The sequence below is a fragment of the Olsenella profusa DSM 13989 genome, assembly GCF_030811115.1.
GTDB lineage: Bacteria > Actinomycetota > Coriobacteriia > Coriobacteriales > Atopobiaceae > Olsenella_F > Olsenella_F profusa.
In genome coordinates this window covers 946,111-962,275 of record NZ_JAUSQK010000001.1, presented here as the reverse complement: position 1 = coordinate 962,275, position 16,165 = coordinate 946,111, and the positions used below count along the sequence as shown (strand labels likewise).

19 protein-coding genes are annotated in these 16,165 nt (G+C 75.7%); 1 reads left to right on the top strand and 18 read right to left on the bottom strand.

Features of this window, described 5'->3' with window-relative positions:
• Positions 1-129 precede the first annotated feature (129 nt).
• The 18 genes from J2S71_RS04380 to J2S71_RS04295 form a co-directional block, all read right to left on the bottom strand.
• Positions 130-405 carry a hypothetical protein gene (locus J2S71_RS04380; protein WP_307389034.1) on the bottom strand — a complete coding sequence of 92 codons (276 nt, stop codon included), beginning with the start codon at positions 403-405 and terminating at the stop codon, positions 130-132.
• Positions 406-1,376: 971 nt separating this feature from the next.
• Positions 1,377-2,459 (bottom strand): WG repeat-containing protein, encoded by a 1,083-nt coding sequence (locus J2S71_RS04375; RefSeq protein WP_307389032.1) that lies wholly within the window; start codon positions 2,457-2,459, stop codon positions 1,377-1,379.
• Positions 2,456-3,595: a WG repeat-containing protein gene (locus J2S71_RS04370; protein ID WP_307389031.1), complete on the bottom strand. Its 1,140-nt coding sequence runs from the start codon at positions 3,593-3,595 to the stop codon at positions 2,456-2,458. Before J2S71_RS04370 ends, J2S71_RS04375 begins: the two co-directional genes overlap by 4 nt.
• Before the next feature lie 217 nt (positions 3,596-3,812).
• Entirely contained in the window at positions 3,813-5,201 is a 1,389-nt protein-coding gene (locus J2S71_RS04365; RefSeq protein WP_307389028.1) for a WG repeat-containing protein, read from the bottom strand.
• 222 nt (positions 5,202-5,423) lie between these two features.
• Positions 5,424-6,395, bottom strand: a complete 972-nt coding sequence (locus J2S71_RS04360) for a hypothetical protein (protein ID WP_307389026.1) — start codon at positions 6,393-6,395, stop codon at positions 5,424-5,426.
• Positions 6,386-6,694, bottom strand: a complete 309-nt coding sequence (locus J2S71_RS04355; RefSeq protein ID WP_307389024.1) for a DUF4176 domain-containing protein — start codon at positions 6,692-6,694, stop codon at positions 6,386-6,388. The genes J2S71_RS04360 and J2S71_RS04355 overlap by 10 nt, the downstream gene beginning before the upstream one ends.
• 6 nt (positions 6,695-6,700) lie before the next feature.
• Complete coding sequence (locus J2S71_RS04350) at positions 6,701-7,540, bottom strand: hypothetical protein (RefSeq protein WP_307389022.1); 840 nt, start codon at positions 7,538-7,540, stop codon at positions 6,701-6,703.
• A gap of 1 nt (position 7,541) precedes the next feature.
• Positions 7,542-8,762, bottom strand: a complete 1,221-nt coding sequence (locus J2S71_RS04345) for a hypothetical protein (protein ID WP_307389020.1) — start codon at positions 8,760-8,762, stop codon at positions 7,542-7,544.
• A 33-nt stretch (positions 8,763-8,795) separates the two neighbouring features.
• Positions 8,796-9,221 (bottom strand): hypothetical protein, encoded by a 426-nt coding sequence (locus J2S71_RS04340; RefSeq protein ID WP_307389018.1) that lies wholly within the window; start codon positions 9,219-9,221, stop codon positions 8,796-8,798.
• A gap of 99 nt (positions 9,222-9,320) precedes the next feature.
• Positions 9,321-9,755 carry a hypothetical protein gene (locus J2S71_RS04335; protein WP_307389016.1) on the bottom strand — a complete coding sequence of 145 codons (435 nt, stop codon included), beginning with the start codon at positions 9,753-9,755 and terminating at the stop codon, positions 9,321-9,323.
• A gap of 22 nt (positions 9,756-9,777) precedes the next feature.
• Positions 9,778-10,527 carry a hypothetical protein gene (locus J2S71_RS04330; protein ID WP_307389014.1) on the bottom strand — a complete coding sequence of 250 codons (750 nt, stop codon included), beginning with the start codon at positions 10,525-10,527 and terminating at the stop codon, positions 9,778-9,780.
• 2 nt (positions 10,528-10,529) lie between these two features.
• The gene (locus tag J2S71_RS04325) at positions 10,530-11,225 is read right to left on the bottom strand and encodes a PoNe immunity protein domain-containing protein (protein WP_307389012.1); all 696 of its coding nucleotides are present in this window, start codon (positions 11,223-11,225) and stop codon (positions 10,530-10,532) included.
• Positions 11,226-11,243: 18 nt separating this feature from the next.
• Positions 11,244-11,435, bottom strand: coding sequence for a hypothetical protein (locus tag J2S71_RS04320; protein ID WP_307389010.1), 192 nt, complete (start codon positions 11,433-11,435; stop codon positions 11,244-11,246).
• A gap of 29 nt (positions 11,436-11,464) precedes the next feature.
• Entirely contained in the window at positions 11,465-11,800 is a 336-nt protein-coding gene (locus J2S71_RS04315; RefSeq protein WP_307389008.1) for a DUF6572 domain-containing protein, read from the bottom strand.
• A complete protein-coding gene (locus J2S71_RS04310; RefSeq protein ID WP_307389006.1) occupies positions 11,787-12,137 on the bottom strand; it encodes a hypothetical protein in 351 nt (116 codons plus the stop codon). The genes J2S71_RS04315 and J2S71_RS04310 overlap by 14 nt, the downstream gene beginning before the upstream one ends.
• Entirely contained in the window at positions 12,130-12,486 is a 357-nt protein-coding gene (locus tag J2S71_RS04305) for an endonuclease toxin domain-containing protein (RefSeq protein WP_307389004.1), read from the bottom strand. Before J2S71_RS04305 ends, J2S71_RS04310 begins: the two co-directional genes overlap by 8 nt.
• On the bottom strand, positions 12,483-13,403 hold the full coding sequence (locus J2S71_RS04300; RefSeq protein ID WP_307389002.1) for a hypothetical protein: 921 nt from the start codon (positions 13,401-13,403) through the stop codon (positions 12,483-12,485). Before J2S71_RS04300 ends, J2S71_RS04305 begins: the two co-directional genes overlap by 4 nt.
• Positions 13,404-13,412: 9 nt before the next feature.
• Positions 13,413-15,149, bottom strand: coding sequence for an endonuclease toxin domain-containing protein (locus J2S71_RS04295; protein ID WP_307389000.1), 1,737 nt, complete (start codon positions 15,147-15,149; stop codon positions 13,413-13,415).
• A 412-nt stretch (positions 15,150-15,561) separates the two neighbouring features.
• Here J2S71_RS04295 and J2S71_RS04290 point away from each other — a divergent pair, with 412 nt between their 5' ends.
• Positions 15,562-16,101, top strand: coding sequence for a DDE-type integrase/transposase/recombinase (locus J2S71_RS04290; RefSeq protein WP_307388998.1), 540 nt, complete (start codon positions 15,562-15,564; stop codon positions 16,099-16,101).
• Positions 16,102-16,165: the final 64 nt, after the last annotated feature.

The following is a 16,165-nucleotide window of genomic DNA, read 5'->3' as shown; positions in this document are numbered from 1 at the left end:
ACCCCGCCCCGGTGCGGGTGGGCAGCCCGGCGCCGACGGCGGCCTCCGACCAGGCCGCCCACAGGAGGCAGCCCCCCGCGAGGGAGGGCCAGCCCGCCCGCCCCGGCGCGCCCGCGGCGCGCCGCGGGCTCACCAGAGCCTCCAGCCGGACGTGTCCGGCCCGCCGGGGGTGGTCCTCACGGTCCCGTCGGCGAGGAGCGCGGCGCAGAAGCCCACGCCCGCGGCCGCGGCCACGGCGCCGTCCCAGCCCCACAGGCGCGAGCCCGACCACCACACGGACCCGTCGGCGCGCACCGCCGCCCACGACCCGTCCGAGAGCACGCCGTCGAAGGAGGCCGCCCCGCGGCAGGCGATTGCGCCGCCGGGCTCGGCGGAGCCCAGATCGAGCGCGCCGCTCCTGCTCATTATCCGGTCCCTGTGCACGCGGCCGTCCTCGAGCAGCGCCCAGTACGCGTGCGCGGAGGCGTCGCTGGGGACCCCCCCACTGCCAGCCGAACTCCCAGGCGGCCTCGTCGGCGCCCGCCCGCCCCAGGCCCGCGCCGGGCTCCGCGACGACGCCTGACGCCCTGAGGATGGGCCCCCCGAAGCCGAACGTCCGGTCGAACGGGTTGTACCAGAGCGTCCCGTCGGCGCACAGCACGAGGAGCCACGTGCCGCCCGGGTCCCGCCCGCATGCGATGTCGACCGCCCGCGGGCCGCCCCCGCCCGAGAACCTCCCGAGGCCCGCCGCGGAGCCCTCCCCGCCGTGCGCGCGCGGCGCCGCGGCGACCACCCCGCCGCCCCCCGTGAGGCCGGCGACGAAGCCGCGGCCCCCGTCGACCACCTTCGCGCAGGCGGGCCAGGCCGACAGGTCGTAGGGGACGTCGTAGAAGGTGGCCGGGTCCTGCAGGAGCGGCCTGCCGTCGGCGCCGACGGCCGAGAGGAAGCCGTCGCAGAACAGGGAGGCCACGCCCGACCAGCCGGAGACGGCGGCGGCCCACTCCCCGTAGGTGCACCCCACGGTGCCGTCCCGCAGGACGGCCGCCACGTGGGAGCGCGGGGGGCCGGCCCCCTCGTCGACCCAGGCGAGCACCGGGGACGAGACCGGGCCCCACCCCGACGCCGCGGCGCACACCCCCGGGTCGCCGGCGCAGAGGAGCTCCCCGCCCTCGGCGAGGCCGACGACGAGGTCGCGCCCGGCGAGGAGCCTGCCGCGGAAGCCCGCCATGCGCCAGCGCGCGGCGCCGAGCCCGGCGCCGGCGAGGGCCGGCCCCCACGGCGCCAGCGCGACCGCCGCCGCGGCCGCCCCCGCCGCTGTGAGGAACGCGCGGCGCGGGACGCGCCTCCTGAGCAGGATGTCGCCGCCTCTCATCCCAAAGGCCCCCCTCGCCCCCGCCTCACGCACGGCCGCCACCGTCCCACCTCGCGGCGGCGAGGCCGCCGTCGCCGAAGGGGCACGCGTCCGGGAAGCGGGCGGCGGAGACCCACGAGCCGGACGCGTCGATGACGCCGAGGCCGGCGTCGCCGTCGGCGGCGAGGGCGCGCGAGCCCGAGGGGTCGAAGCCCGTGACCTCCGGGAAGGCGGGGGCGACGGCCCAGGAGCCGTCGGCAGCGACGTGGCCCCAGAGCCCCGTGGCGGGGTCGAGGGCCGGGCAGAGCGGGGAGGCGGGCTCCCTGCCGAGGGCGGCGAAGGACGGGGGCACGGCCCAGGAGCCGGAGGCGTCCACGAGGCCCCAGAGGCGCGTGGCGGGGTCGAGGGCGCCGGCCAGGCCGGAGGCCGCCGGGGGGTCGAGCGCGAGGAACGCCGGGGCGGCCGACCAGGACCCGTCGGCCGCGACGAGGCCCCAGAGCCCGCTCGCGGCGTCGCGGGCGGCGGCCAGGCCGGAGGAGCCCCCGGACAGGGCGCGGGAGAGGCCGGGCGCCACGGCCCAGGAGCCGGAGGCGTCCACGAGGCCCCAGAGGCCCGTGGCGGCGTCGCGGGCGGCGGCCAGGCCGGAGGACGAGTCGAAGGGGCCCACGGGCGACTCGAAGGGGGAGGGGGCCCTGAAGGCCCTCTCGTCGGTGGCCCACGTGCCGTCGGGGGAGACGATGCCCCAGGCGAGGCCGGACCCCGCGGCGAAGGCCACGTCGGACGGCCGCGCGCCGGCGGGGATCTGCCCCCAGGTGTGCCAGACCACGTAGGCGTCCCCCTCGTCGGCCATCGCGTCCGTGGAGGCGACGTGATAATAACCACCCAGCGAGACGCTCACGAAGCAGCGCCCGCCCCAGGGCGAGCCGAGCCCGCGGAACATCGGGGCGACCGCCCACGAGCCCGAGGAGTCCACGAGCCCCCAGCGCCCGGGGACGGAGCCCTCGGGCATGGCGCCGGGGAGGGCGGGGCACCCCGCGAGCGCGGGCAGGGCGGCCGCGGCGACGCCCGCCGCGGCGCCGAGCGCCGCCCTGCGGGTCAGGCGGCGACGCCCGCGTGGGCCCCCCGTCATGGCAACTCCGGGTCGGTCCGCGCCGCCGCGAGGCCGCCGTCCCCGCACGGGCGGACGGAGAAGAGCCTCGCTTCCGAGACCCACTCCCCCGACGGGTCGACGAGCCCGTAGCCGCCCCCCTCGCTCGCGACGCCGCGCGTCCCCTCGGCGTCGAAGCCGCGCGCGTCGGTGAAGCGCGGCTCGACCGCCCAGGAGCCGTCGGGGCGGACGAACCCCCAGCCCCCCCACCGGCTGTCGCCGTCCCGCTGCACGGCGACCAGCCCCGAGGCGGGGCTGGCCTCCACCAGGTGGAAGGAGGGGGCCATCGCCCAGCCGCCGGAGGGGCCCGCGTAGCCCCACGCGCCCGTCGAGGGGTCCTGCGCGGCGGCCAGGCCGGAGGCGCCGGGGGGCTCGAGCTGGGAGAACGCCGGGGGCGCGACCCAGGAGCCCGACGCGTCCACGAGGCCCCAGAGGCCGCTCCCGGCGTCGTGGGCGGCGGCCAGGCCGGAGGAGCCCCCCGTGGAGGCGTGGGCGAAGCGCGGCCCCACGACCCATGCGCCCGACGCGTCGATGAGGCCCCAGAGGCCCGTCGCCGCGTCGTGGGCGCCGGCCAGGCCGGAGGCGGTGTCGAACGGGCGGATGGGCAGGCCGTCCCCCTCGTTCGGCCCGTCGGGCAGGAACGGCTCGGCCAGCCACCCCCCGTCCCAGCCGGCGACGCCCCAGAGCCCCGAGCGGGCGTCCCTGGCGGCGAACGCGTCGCCCGCGAGGCCGGCGGTGCGGACGTCCTGCCACCTCGGCGGCACCACCCACGCGCCCGACGCGGCCTCGGCGACGCCGTAGGCCTCGAGGCCCACCGGCCTGCCGACGAACGTGCGCGAGGCGAGGCAGAGCCCGCCGCGCGGGGAGGAGAGGTCCCCGAACCGGGGGCCGAGCGCCCACCCCCCGGAGGAGTCGACGAGGCCCCAGTAGCCCTTCGGCAGGGCGCCCGGGTCGGCCCCCTCGTCCCGCGAGCAGGCGGAGGGGCCCGCCGCACCGGCGGCCACGGGGGACCCGCCCATCGCCCCCCGCCACAACGTGTCCCGTGCCACTCCCGTCACCCCCCAGAGGTCCCCGGCACAGAAGCCGGCCCGCCGGCCGGAGCTAGTCCGCCTGTCCATCGCATTCCTGCTTGTTGGTCTTCCCGTCCCCATCCTCATCCTGCATCTCCCAATCGCCGAACGAGGTGCCCGGGCGCCTCCCCCTCATCATAGCGGCACCGCCAGGGGGCGTCGGCCGGCACCCCCTGGCGGCGCGCGAGCCCGGCGCGGACGGGGGCCGGGCCCCTGGCCGCCGACGCCCCGCCCGGGCCGGCGGCGGGCGCCCGCCGCCCGCGGGCTACCCGTCGCTCTGCGCCGGGGCGAGGCCGTTGTCCGCGAAGCGCCCGATGGACCGGAACCCCGGCGTGACGGACCACTCCCCCGTGGAGGCGTCCGCGACGCCGCAGGGCGAGTCGGGGCCGCCCTCCTGGGCGCCCAGGCTGTCCGGGCCCACGAACCAGGGGGCCGACCGGAACGTCGGCGCGAGCGCCCACTCGCCCGTGGCGGCGTCCGCGAGGCCCCAGAGGCCCGAGGAGGGGTCCCGCGCGGGGGTGCGCCCGCCCTCCTCCTCGGCCGCGGTGCCGGCGTACTCGCCCTCCGAGCGGCCCCCGACGTCCTGCCATCGGGGCGAGACGGCCCACGACCCGTCGTCGGCGGCGACGCCCCACAGGCCGCCCGACGCGTCCCGGGCCAGGAGCCCGCCCCCGGCGAGGCGCCTGGCCTCCGACCACGAGGGGGCGGCCGCCCAGCCGCCGGCGCCCGCGAGGCCCCAGAGGCCCGAGGAGGGGTCCTGGGCCAGCAGCGTCCCCGCGTCCGGCCCATGGGCGTGCGCGGCGGCGTACGCGGGGGCCACCGCCCAGGAGCCGTCCGGCGCCAGCGCGCCCCACAGGCCGCCCGACGCGTCGCGCGCGGGGGCGAGCAGCCCGACGAAGGGCCGGGCGGCGGCGAGGGCGGGCTCGACGGCCCAGGAGCCGTCCGGGGCGATGTAGCCCCACAGGACGTCGCCGGAGTCCATCGAGGGGCCGCTGCCGGCGGGCAGCAGCGCCGCGCGGGCGTCGGCCCCGGCCCCTTGCAGGCGGCGGCCCTCGTACGCCGGCCGCAGCAGCCACCCGCCGTCCGCCCCGAGGACGCCCCAGCGGTCCCCGTCGGCGGACGCCAGGGCGTAGGGACGGCCCATGAAGGCGTCCGGGGGGTTGAAGGGCCCCGCGTAGTAGAACCTCCCGTCGCCGCGGCCGTCGCCGTCGCCGAGGAAGGAGCCGTGCCGGTCCATGTAGCGCCAGCTGCTGTGCGCCACGGACACCAGCCCGCAGCTGAAGAACATCCCCCCGCCCTCCCCGCCGACGTCGTGGGCGCGCAGGGGCTCGAACGCCAGCCGCCCCGACGCGTCAGTGACGCCCACGTACCTGTCCAGGAGATCGTCGCCCACCCAGGCGACGAGGGCGGCGCCGTCCTGGAACCCGCCCGCGCGCCCCCAGCGCGGTGCGATGGCCCACCCGCCCGAGGCGTCCACGTAGCCCCAGAGCCCGGCGGTGTCCCTTGGCTCCGCCTCCCAGGGCCTGTCCGGGTCCGGCCCCCCGCCGCAGCCCGCCAGGGCGAGCGCGGCCGCGGCCGAGCCGAGCAGGAGGCCCCGGCGGGTGAGGGGGCGGCCCCCGAGGGGGGCGCGGCGTGTCGTTGCCTGCGTGTCCATGGCATGCCCTCCCCTGCGGCTACCGGTCGGTGGGCGCGGGGACGACAGGACCCCCCATCTACAATGGAGATGATAGCGTACCGGTCGGCGGGCGCGGGGACGACAGACTCGACGTGCTGCCGGTTGGTGACCTTGCCGCGCCTCCGCAGCCTCCCATGGGTCATCAGGGGCACGCTGCCTCTCCCCAACGCCACCACCGAGCCGAGGGGAGGCGTCCCCCTATCAAGGCTCACCACCATCGCGCCCCCCACCCGTTCCGCCCGTCCCCCCATCCGCAGGGCGCCCCGCCTCCCCCATGCGGGCCCACAGGTCGCAGAGCAGGCCCGCGGCGCGCATGCGGCCGACCCTGAGCCGCGACCGGGGCATGCGCGTGCGCAGGTGGAAGAGCGACCTCCCGCGCAGCATGGCCGCCATGGCGGCGCCCACCGCCACGAGGGAGGCGGCGAGGAGGGCCTCCTGCGCCGCGTCGCCGCGGCCCACGGCGGCCTGCCGGGCCATCACCACCCCGAGGGCGGCCAGCACGACGGCGAGCGCACGGAGCGTCCAGGACCACAGGCGGCGGACGAGGCGCCCGGAGGGGGTGCCGATCCTCCTGCCGCCGCCGGGTCCCCTCCTGGCGAGGCTGACCGCCCCCTCGAGGAAGCGCGCGAGGGCCTCCCGCCCGCCGGGGCCGAGGGAGGAGGCGTCGGCGGCCGCGGTCGCGGACGGCACCAGCGCCCGCCCGGGGCCGACCCACACGAGCAGGACGTCCCCGCAGACAAGGGCGCGGGACACCTCCGAGTAGGGCGCCGACCGGCCCCTCCCCCACTCGAGGCGGTCCTCGTAGAGGCGCATGGGGACCAGCGGGCCCCCGGTCCCGCGGCCCCCGGTCACGCGGCGCAGGACGCCCCGCCGCCAGGCGACGAGGCGCTCGCCGAGGAGCAGCATGCAGGCGGCGTGCGCCGTCGCCCACAGGACCAGCGCCACGGCGGCGACCTCGAGCGGGGACGCGCCCGCGCCGCCCGCCGCCATCGGCGCGAGGGCGGCCTCGAGCAGGACGAGCGACAGCAGGGCGAGCGCCAGCTCGCCGGCCGGGTAGGTGAGCTCCGCGGCCGTGACCCTGGCCGCCGCCCGCCGCGGGTCCCTGCCGGGGTCGACGGGCAGGTCGAAGACGGGGCGCGCTGCGCCAGGTGCGCCGTGTTCGATTAGCGGCACCCCTCTTCCGGCCCTCTCCCCTTGCGGTCGGCCATGGCGGCGTCCATGCGCCTCTCGAAGTCAACCTCCGCGGCGCCCTTGTAGCCCAGGAAGGCGACCGACTCCACGTCGTCCCCGTCGAAGCACCGGCGGTGCTCGTCGTCCACGTCACCCAGCGGGTAGAGGCAGCCCGCGTACTCATGGGGGACGCCCTCCCGTGCGTCCCCGACCATCCTGGCCACCACCATCCGCGGGAGCCGCTCACCCCTGAGCATCACAATGGGGCCCAGCGGAAGCCAGCCGATCCTTACCATACTCATTGTGAATCACTCCCCTATCGACCTCTTGCCGGACAGGACCTCGCCGGCCCTGCGGATGGCGCCTCCGATCCTCCGCCTGGGGCGGCTGCGCCTGATGGCGCCCTCGATGTAGGCCCTGACCTCCCCCCACGGGGCGCCGAAGCCGCCCTTCAGGAGCAGGGTCTCCCCCAGCCGCTCGCTGCGCAGGACGGCCACGCCGCCGGGGTCCCCGTCCTCCAGCAGGTCGTGGACCTCCGACCAGGGCACGAGCTCCCCCGACGGGCCCCGCCGGACGCCGTCGGCGCACACGGCCGCCGAGAGGGGGACGGGCCGGGGGCGCTCCCGGCCACCGTCGCCAGAGGGCAGGCCTCGGAGGAAGCGGTAATCGTCGTACCAGTCGTCACCGAACCCGCGCACCAAGAGGAGCCTGTAGCGGAAGTCGAACACCTTCTCGATGGCCGGGTCGTAGGGCGAGCCGCCCCGCCCGGCGGCCACCCACGCGAGAGAGAGCCGGGCGCGCTCGCGCCAGTCGGGCGATGAGGGGTCCGGGCGGCAGCCCCTGAGCGCCCGGACGCCGAGCACCAGGCAGGCGACCCCGTCCACCAGGACGACGACGAAGAAAAGGAGCAGCGGGACCCCCAAGGCCCCCACCATGTCACCCATGACCGCCTGGATGCTCCTGCCCGCCGCAAGCCCCACGATGGGGCCGACGTAGAGCACCGCTGTGAGAAGGAGGTAGACGACCGCCTGCCCGAGCAGGTCAGACGCCAGGGAGGCCTCATGCGGCCCCATGTGCACGGCGAAGTAGCGGTAGAACGTCGCCTCGTCGTAGTCGAAGGACTCGGACCAGACGGCCCCCTCCCCCATGTCACAGCCCCCTCTGGTACAGCCAGTTGCGGCCGTAATAAATGTCATCTCTAAGAGTATTCCCATCCCCGTTGAAATCTGTATCGAGCACAACGTTATAGCCCTCTTTGGCCACATCCGAGGTCATGAACGGAAACTTGTCGTAAAGCACCGCATCAACCGCATTGATGTCAAACTCGGCAAGCGAGTTACTCTCCCTGACATCCTCGGGTAGCTCGGGGTGTGTCGCGTAGTAATTATCACGTGCCGTAACCGCATCCACCATGCCCGCCGCAAACGCCATGATGTCGCCACCATACTTTGCACGCTGGGCAAGCAACTCTAGAGTTGCTGCGTTGCCAGCATCTCCCAAACCATCATTCAGGCCGCCGAGGAAGGACAGACCATAGTTACATCCCGTAAATAATCCGTTGGTATTTGAGAGAACACTCTTAAAGTATTCGATGATACTCGCTTCCTCTTCCTTTCTGCGCTCCTCCGCGGCCTCCTGCTCCCTCTGGGCCGTCCTCCGCATGGCGGCCTGGGCGGCGGCCCTGTGCTCGCCCACGTAGGCGCCCGAGGCGGCCGCGGACCGGGCGAGGTCCTGCCCCTGGGGGCTCTGGGGGAAGTCGCCCGGGGCGTAGGAGGCGCCGCCCGCGTAGGAGCCGAGCCTCGAGAGGGAGCCCCGCAGGCCGGAGAGCGCCGCCTCGAAGTCCCGCCCGCAGTCCCCGGAGTGCCACGACTCGTGCTCGGAGACGCGCTTGTCGAGGTCGTCGGCCACCGTGGCCGCGTCGGAGAGCGCCCCGTCCGCCGGGCCCCCGTCGGGGGCGTCGCACCCCAGCATGCCGAGGGCGGGCTCCAGCGTGGACGAGAGGTCGGAGGCGTCCCGGGAGAGGTCGGAGCGCATGTCCCCGAGCTGCCGCGCGGCGTCCTGTATGGACCCCTGCTCGAGGTGGGCGTCCAGGCTGGAGTCGATCTCGCCGCCCGTGTAGGGCTCCGCGTAGAGCGCGCAGCGCGTCGCGAGGTCCTGGAACGCCACGCCGAGGGCCTTGGCCACCGGCGCGACGGCGTCGCCCCAGTACGCCCTGGCGTTCGAGGCGGCCTGCCCGCGGAAGTCGTCGAGCGCGGCGACGCCCCCCGCCGCGACGCCCACCGCCTCGAGCTGCCTGCCGACGGACGACGACGCGCCGCTCGCCCACTCGGCGAGGGACGCCACGTCCTGGATCCTGATGTCGTACCCCATGGGCAGTACGCTCCTCCCCCCGCGCGCGGGCCGCTACCGCATCCCGCACTGCCTGACGATACTCCGGAAGAAGCCCGCCGCGCCGAGCCCGCCCACGGCCGCGATGACCATGGGCCTGCCGGTCGCCGCGGTGACCACGACGCACGCCGCGGCGGTGGCGGCGGCGAGGGCGACGAGCGCCCGGTCCGCCGCCCGGGCGAGCCCGGGGCGGCGCGGGAGCGCCAGCAGCAGGGCGCCGCTCGCCGCGAGCGGCGCGCCGAACGCGAGGAGGGTGGCGCATATGCCCGCCTCCGACGCCGGGTCGCCCGCCGCCCGGCCCGCGAGCGTCAGGCACCCTATGTACACCCCCATCCCGGCGAAGACCAGCCCCGGGATGGCGAACGTTACCCCCGCGAGGGTGAGGCTCCTCCTCGCCCTCCACCCGCCGGGGCCGTCGCCCCACCCATCCCCGTGCCGCATGGGAAGCACCCCCTCCCTCCGCCGGGGGCCATCCCCCTGGCGCCACCGCCAGTCTAGCGCCGCCGGCGGAGGGGAGGGGCAAAGAGGCGCCCGACGCGCCTACATGAGCCTCCTGAGCTCCCTGAGGGCCATGCCGACCGTGGCCGGCACCTGCACGAGGAGCACGAAGAGCGGGTAGTGGGAGCGCGTGGCCACGGCGGCGGCGACCAGGAGCGCGACGGCGACGGCCCCCATCGCCAGGGTCGCGCGGTGGGCGGCGCGCGCCATCGCCGGGCGCGACGGCACCAGGAACATGAGGGCGCCGCCCGCGGCGAGGCTGGCCCCGATGACCACGCAGGAGACGATGAGGCCGACCCGGGGGGCGTCGAGCGTCGGGTCGTGGGCCGCCTCCGGCAGCGTGTGGGCCACGACGCCCAGGAGCGCGGCGCCGATGATGACGAACGCCACGCCGCCGCGCCGGATCGCCCCGCAGCCCGGGCCGACGCCCGGCAGCCCGCCCGACGGGAGGGGCGCCCCCCGGCCCCCTCTCGCCATCGCGGCCATCCCCCGGGTGGCCCTACAGGTCCTCCCAGCGGGGCGCCCCGGCGCGCATCGCGTCGTAGGGGGCGCCCGCCTCGCGCAGCTGGCGCTCCGCCTCCGCGGCGTAGAGCCTCACGCCCGCGAGGTCCAGGTTGGCGAGCCAGCAGGCCGCCTCCGTGCGCCGGGGGTCCACGGGGTCGGGCACGACGAGGTCCGCGGCCTCCATGACGCCGCACCCGCGGTCGCGCGCCCACGCCAGGGCGGCCCGCGCGACGTCGGCCAGGCCGCCGGGGAACTCCGCCGCGAACGCGGCCGCGGCGGCGGGGTCGCCGTCGAGCGCCGCGAGCAGGCGGGCGACGGACGCGGCGGGCAGCCACGCGCCGGAGCGGTAGCTCTGCGTGATGCGGCCGTCCCTGGGGTTGGGGGGCAGGTGGCGCAGCGCCGGCTCGCCGCCGAGGTCCGCCGCCAGGCCGGCGGGGGCGCCGGGGCGGGCGAGGAGGCCCGTGAGCGAGGAGCCCCTCGCGTACCAGTAGGGGCCGAAGCAGCTCTGGGCCGCGCAGAGGGCGGGCCCCAGGCGCGCCTCGAAGGGCTCCGACGGGTCGCCCCGGGAGGCCGCAGCGGAGAGCACGCGCAGGTAGAGGTCCGTCGCGCCCCTCCCGAGGCCCGCCCTGCGGGCGGCCGCCCGCGCGGCCCTGGCCCGCGCCGGCCCCGCGGCGGCCAGCGGCGCGAGGAAGGCCGCCTCGGCCCACCCCGTGTCGATGGGGTGGTACGTCACGTCCATGCCCATGGCTACTCCCCCCCTCCGCCGTCCAGCCAGTGCGCCAGCTCGTAGGGGTAGTACCTCCTCCCCTCGAGCGCCGAGTCGTCGACGCGCAGGCGCCGTGCCAGCGCGGCGTACTCCAGCGCCCAGTAGCCGAAGTAGAGGCAGCGGTCCACCTTCCTGTGGAAGCCCCACCAGTAGTAGCTCCTCTTGGAGCTGTACCAGCGCGAGAGGCGCCTGGCCATCTCGGCGGGCCGCTCGGCCTCCGGGGCGTCGAAGACGGCGCGAAGGCGGTGGTAGTGCCTCTCGGGCTCGCCGGCTATGGAGGCGGGGTCGTCGCCCAGCAGGAGGTCGAACGCCCAGTCGTGCGCGTCCCGGTCCCGGAGGGCGCCCCTCAGGCGGGCCATCTCGGCCGGCCCGTCGTGGACGAGGGCGGCCAGGGAGACCAGCCAGAGGTCGGCGAGGCTGAGGGCGAGCCCCCAGCGCGAGAACTCGTCGAGCGCGAGGCGGCCGCGGCGGGCCACCTCGGGCATGGGGTCGCCCCGCGAGTAGCTGGCGAGCGCCAGCTCGAGGAGGTTCTTCACGAGCCCTCCGCTCACCGACGCGACGCGGTCCTCGCGGACCTCGCCGCGCTCGAGCTTGCCCTCCACCTCCCGCGCGAGCCCCTCCCTGCCCTCGATGAAGTGGTCGAAGTACGCCTCGTCCCTGTTCCAGTCCCTGACCATCGCCCGTCCCCGTCCTCTCTATACCGTCCCCCGGTTTGCCTGCCCGCGCGTTATGCTCGCGCTCGATTCCTCAACTGGCTGGGTCTCCGTGACCTTGGACGCGATCCGCTGGGACCCGGTCGCGTAGCCGCCCTTGCTGTTGGGCTTCACGCGGTAGAGCTCGCGCTGGTAGCCGGCCTCCCGGATCTCCCTGGCCTTCGCCTCGCCCACGGCGTCCTCAAGCCTGTCCCTAAAAACGGCTACAGCCCCGGGGCCGAGACCGAGAGGGAGACCGGGGGCTCGAGCGCGCCGATCTGGCGCGCGGCGGAGTCGAGCAGCTCGTCGCACCTCGGCCCGAACGGCTCCTCCATCCTGAGCTCTATGCGGAAGGACGTCACGCGGGCCGCGTCGGCCCCGACCGCCCCGCGCCACCGGCCGGACGACACGAGGACGGCGTAGCCGCTGATCTTCTCCCCCAGCAGCCTGAGGTGCTCCCCCTCGTCCCCCCAGCCCATGCCGTCGGAGATGAGCATGACGAGCGTGCCGTCGCCGTCCACGGCGAGCCCGTCCACCACGTTCGCGTCAGAGAGCGCCATCGCGCGCCGCCTTCCCCTCGTGCCTGTCGATCCACGCCACTACTCGGGCGCAGTTGTCCTCGTCCCACGGATTCTTCGGCCTCCACCGGGCCGACTGCTTTGCCGCAGAGCGACGGGCCTCCCCAAGCCTGCCCGCCGAGGCGAGGATGATGCTGCGGGAGAAACCGTCGGGGAGCCCCTCGAGCAGGTGGCCGCAGAAGCGCCCCTCGTCGCGGCCACAGGAGTCCAGCAGCGCATGCGCCGCCGCGAACGGGTCGACCATCCCGGCGGCGACTCGGAAGGCCTTCGCCACGGCCTCACAAGGGGTCGAGGCGAAGGCCCGGGCACGCTCAGTCATAGCCCACCACGAGGACGAGCCTCACGCCGAGCGAGGCCGCGTAGCGCGTGGCGGAGTTGATGGCAGCCACCTCGCCGTCCGTGAGGCCGGCGGGGGGCACGACGACCTCGAGCCTGCGCGCCCTGACCGACGGCGCGGGCACCGCGAACCCATCACCACCAGGGCGGGCGGTGCCGCGGAAGGACGCGAGCGCGTCCGCGTCGCGCCGCAGCATGCCCTCGAAGCGCGGCCCCGGGCGGTAGGAGCGCAGGCGCGTGTCCCTGCTGGTCACGCGCACGGCCACCCCGCCGCCCGGCTCGAAGCGGCTCACCAGGGGGCCGCCCACGCGCGCGGCCGGGGCGCCCGTCACGGCGCCACCCTGGCGGAGCGCACGACGGACAGCAGCGCCTCGCGCACGTCGACGGGGGCGTCGGGTTCCACCACGGCGATGGCCTCGACCGGCCGCCCGTCGGCGCCCGGCAGGAAGCGGGCCTCCACGAGCGTGCCGTCCGCGCACGAGGCCGACGCCGAGGCGATGCGCCCGTCCGGCCCCTCGCCGTGCGAGAAGGACGCCAGGCCGCCGAACCAGCCCTCCCAGGCGGCGCGCACGCTCCCGGCGTCAACGGTGTCGAAGCCGCTGCCCTCCCGGTCGTAGCCGGAGTCCACCATGATGCCGGCCCGCGAGCCGGAGCCGGGGCCCGGGGGGGCGCCCCACACCTCGTAGGCGTCCGTGTGGCCGTCGCCCAGGAACTCCAGGCAGTCGGCGGGCTCGTCGTACTCGACGGCGCCGCCGCCGAGCGCCTCGACGCGGCGGGCGGCGGGAGGGGCTGGGGCGGCCCGCCCCAGCAGGGAGAGCGCGGCCGCGGCCACATCCCCGCCCGGAGCGCCCGCGGGCAGCGCCACGAACCGCGCCGTCTCCTTGGTCGGCCAGGGGGAGTAGCCGTCGGCGTCCGTGAGCACCTCGTAGACCACAACCTCGTCGTCGCCGTAGGACACGGTCAGGCCACGGTACTCCCGGGCGAGCTGCCGCTCGCTGCGCACGCCCGCGAACCTCACGAGCTTCCCCAGCCCGAACTCCCCCCTGGCCATCTGCCGGTTCGCCAACGAGCTGGCGTGCGCGCGGTCGAGCGCCGCGCCCAGCTCCCCCGCCCCCGCGCCGGGCGGCAGCCTGAAGGTGTGCGGGGGCTCCAGCGGCGCGGGAGCCCCCCAGCTCGCCAACGTCCCGCAGGGCTCGACCACGTAGCCCCTCTTCTCGCTGTAGTAAAGGTGCGTGTAGAGCGTCCCCATCGTCTCCTCCTACCTCCCGACCGTCAGGGTGAGCCTCACGTCATGCTCGTCGGCATAGAGCTTCGCGTCGTTCAGGGCGCGGACCTGGTCCTGGCTCAGCGGCCTGTCCGGCAGGACGACATCCAGTTCACGACCCTTCACCATGTCGGGAGTAATCTGTCCACCATCCGGCAATACATGTTTGTTGTCACCATCATACAACGCGACCTTGTCTATGTATGCCTTGAGCTTCGAGTACAGGCCGCCGTATCCCTGGTATGACTTCGCTCCCGTGTCAAGGCTCTTGAAACTAACCACGTTGCCAGTATCCTTGTCGAAGTAGTCGATCACCGGGAAGTTGTGCCCCGTGTTGTTCCCCTTCGCCCTGTCAACAATATTCCCGCGCTCAAGTGCAGAGTGCACCTCCTTATTCCAGGTCCCTTCTGGAAGATCCATAATCTTGACCTCCACATCGACCTGATCGAAGCCTTCGGGCAGACTCCCCTCGGCGCTCCCAGCCCCGCCCTTGACCTCTACGCCGCGGGCGACGCCGACGGCGGTGCCGAGCAGGGCGAGGGCGGACAGGGCGAGGTTCATCCTGGAGACGGCCACCTCGCCGTCGAGGCCGCCGCCGAATCCCTGCCGGACCGCCGGGACGACGGCGCCGCCCACCACCGCCTGGCCGCCGAGCATGGAGGCGACGCCGCCGGCGGTGAGGCCCCCTCCGGCGGCGAGGAGGCCCACCCCGGCGACGAGCGCGCTCGCGCCCTTCAGGGCGTCGTAGACGTCGCGGTACCTGTCGCCGAACAGGTCGCGCAGGGGGTTGGCCGCCGTGCCCCAAGGGTCGCCCTCCGCCGCGAGCCTCTCCTCCTCCATGCCCTCGGCCATGTCCGAGGCGCCGAACGCCACGCACGCCGCGCCGGCGACCGCGAAGGCCGCGACCCCGCCCGTGGCGACGGTGGCGACCACCGCGGCCGCCCCGAGCAGCGCGAGGCTGAGGCCGTTGTTGCGGTCGATCTCGGCCCTCTTCCTCCGCGCCTCCGCGGCCGCCGCCCGCACGGCCTCCTCGTGGCGCTGCCGCTGGCGCTCCGAGAGGCGCCGGTAGGCGTCGTCCGTCGCCTGGGCGTTGGCCGACGTGTAGTCCTGGGACGCGTCGTATGCCCTGGCGGCGTCCGCGAACGCCTGGCTGCCGGCGAGCCTCGCGCTCGAGTAGCTGACCCCGCCGGCACCGTAGCTGGCCCGGAGGTCGGACACGAGCCCGGAGGCGGCCCCGATCATGTCGTCGGCGCCGAGGGCGTCCCGCGCGTGGTCCGACTCGAACTGGGCGACCGTCTCCGAGAGGCCGCGCGCGCCCTTCGCCGCGGCGGAGAGGGCGTCAACCAGCGCGTCGGTGGAGGGCACCGTGAGCGAGATGATGTCCGCGACGTCCGAGATGGCCTGCGCCACCCCCACGGCGTTCTCCCGCACGTCCGGGTCGGTGCCCTCCATGTCGCCGGCCGACGCCTCGATCGTGTCCTGGCAGAGCCTGGCGTCGCGCGCCCCGTCTATGGAGTCGCCGTCGTAGCCCTCCATGTACGAGGCGTACCTCGTCGCCAGGTCGTCCGCGGCCTGGCAGATGGCGGCGATGGCGCTGACGTGCGCCTCGCCCCAGTAGGACTTGACGCTGTCGGCGGTCGCCCCCTCGAAGTCCCCGAGGTTGGAGAGCGCGGTGGCGGCCTCGGACAGCCTGCCGAGCTGCTCGCCGAGCCGCGACGACACGCTCGCCACGGGCCAGCGGAGGCACCGTGGCCCCAACCCCGAGAAGAGCGTGCCGCCGATGGAGACGAAGGCGCGGGCCGTGGCGGAGCTCGAGGCGCGGACCCGCGGCGCCGCAGAGGTCGCCGACGGGCACGGCGCGCCCCGCGTCGCCCCCTACGCGTGGAGGCGCGGGGCCTTGGGCCACAATGCGGGGGCCCCGAAGAGAGGGGGGCTCCCGCGAGCGAGCCCCACGACGGGCCGCCGGACGATATCGAAGGGCCGGGGGAGATGGAATCCGGCCCGAAGGCGCAGTTCAGGAAGCTGCAGATCGAGGTCGAGGCGCGCCAGGCGACGCCCGGGATCATAGGAAGAGACCCGGGCACCGACCCGAACCGGCTGACGAACGCGGGGGGGCGGCGATAGTCTCGTCGCTGCGGCCGAAATGGAGGCTCGTTGGGCTGCTGGCGCCGATGGGGATGGCGAAGAGCGGCCATGGGTACGCGTCAGCCGCCTTGGAGCGCCCGGAAAGCGCGGGGCGCGGCGAGGAGGGAGCGCCGGCCACAGCTCCTACCAGGGGGAGGCATCCGAGGCCCCGGACAACCTACTGCGCGACGGGCGCGGCAGGCGCCACCTCAGGGCCGGGAGGCCGAACGGGCCCTGGATCGCCGACGTCACGGAGCTCCGCATCCCTGCCGGAAAGGCGTACCCCTCGCCGATAATCGACTGCTTCGGCGGCATGCTGATGAGCTGGGCGATGTCCGCCTCGCCGGACGCCGGGATGGCGAACACGTCGCTTCTGGGCGCATGCGCCCAGCTCAAGGGGGGCGGGCGTCCCAAGGGGCACGCCGACCGCGGGTGCCACTACCGCTGGCCGGGGTGGATCGAGGCCCGCAACGACTACGGCATCGTGAGGTCGATGCCGGGGGAGGGGTGCGGCCCGGACAACGCAAGGGCGGAGGGCTCTTCGGGGGGCTCAAGATAGAGCCCCTCTACGGAGGGGGCTGGAACGGGGCCACGCCGGGGGAGCTCGCGGAGATGCTCGACGC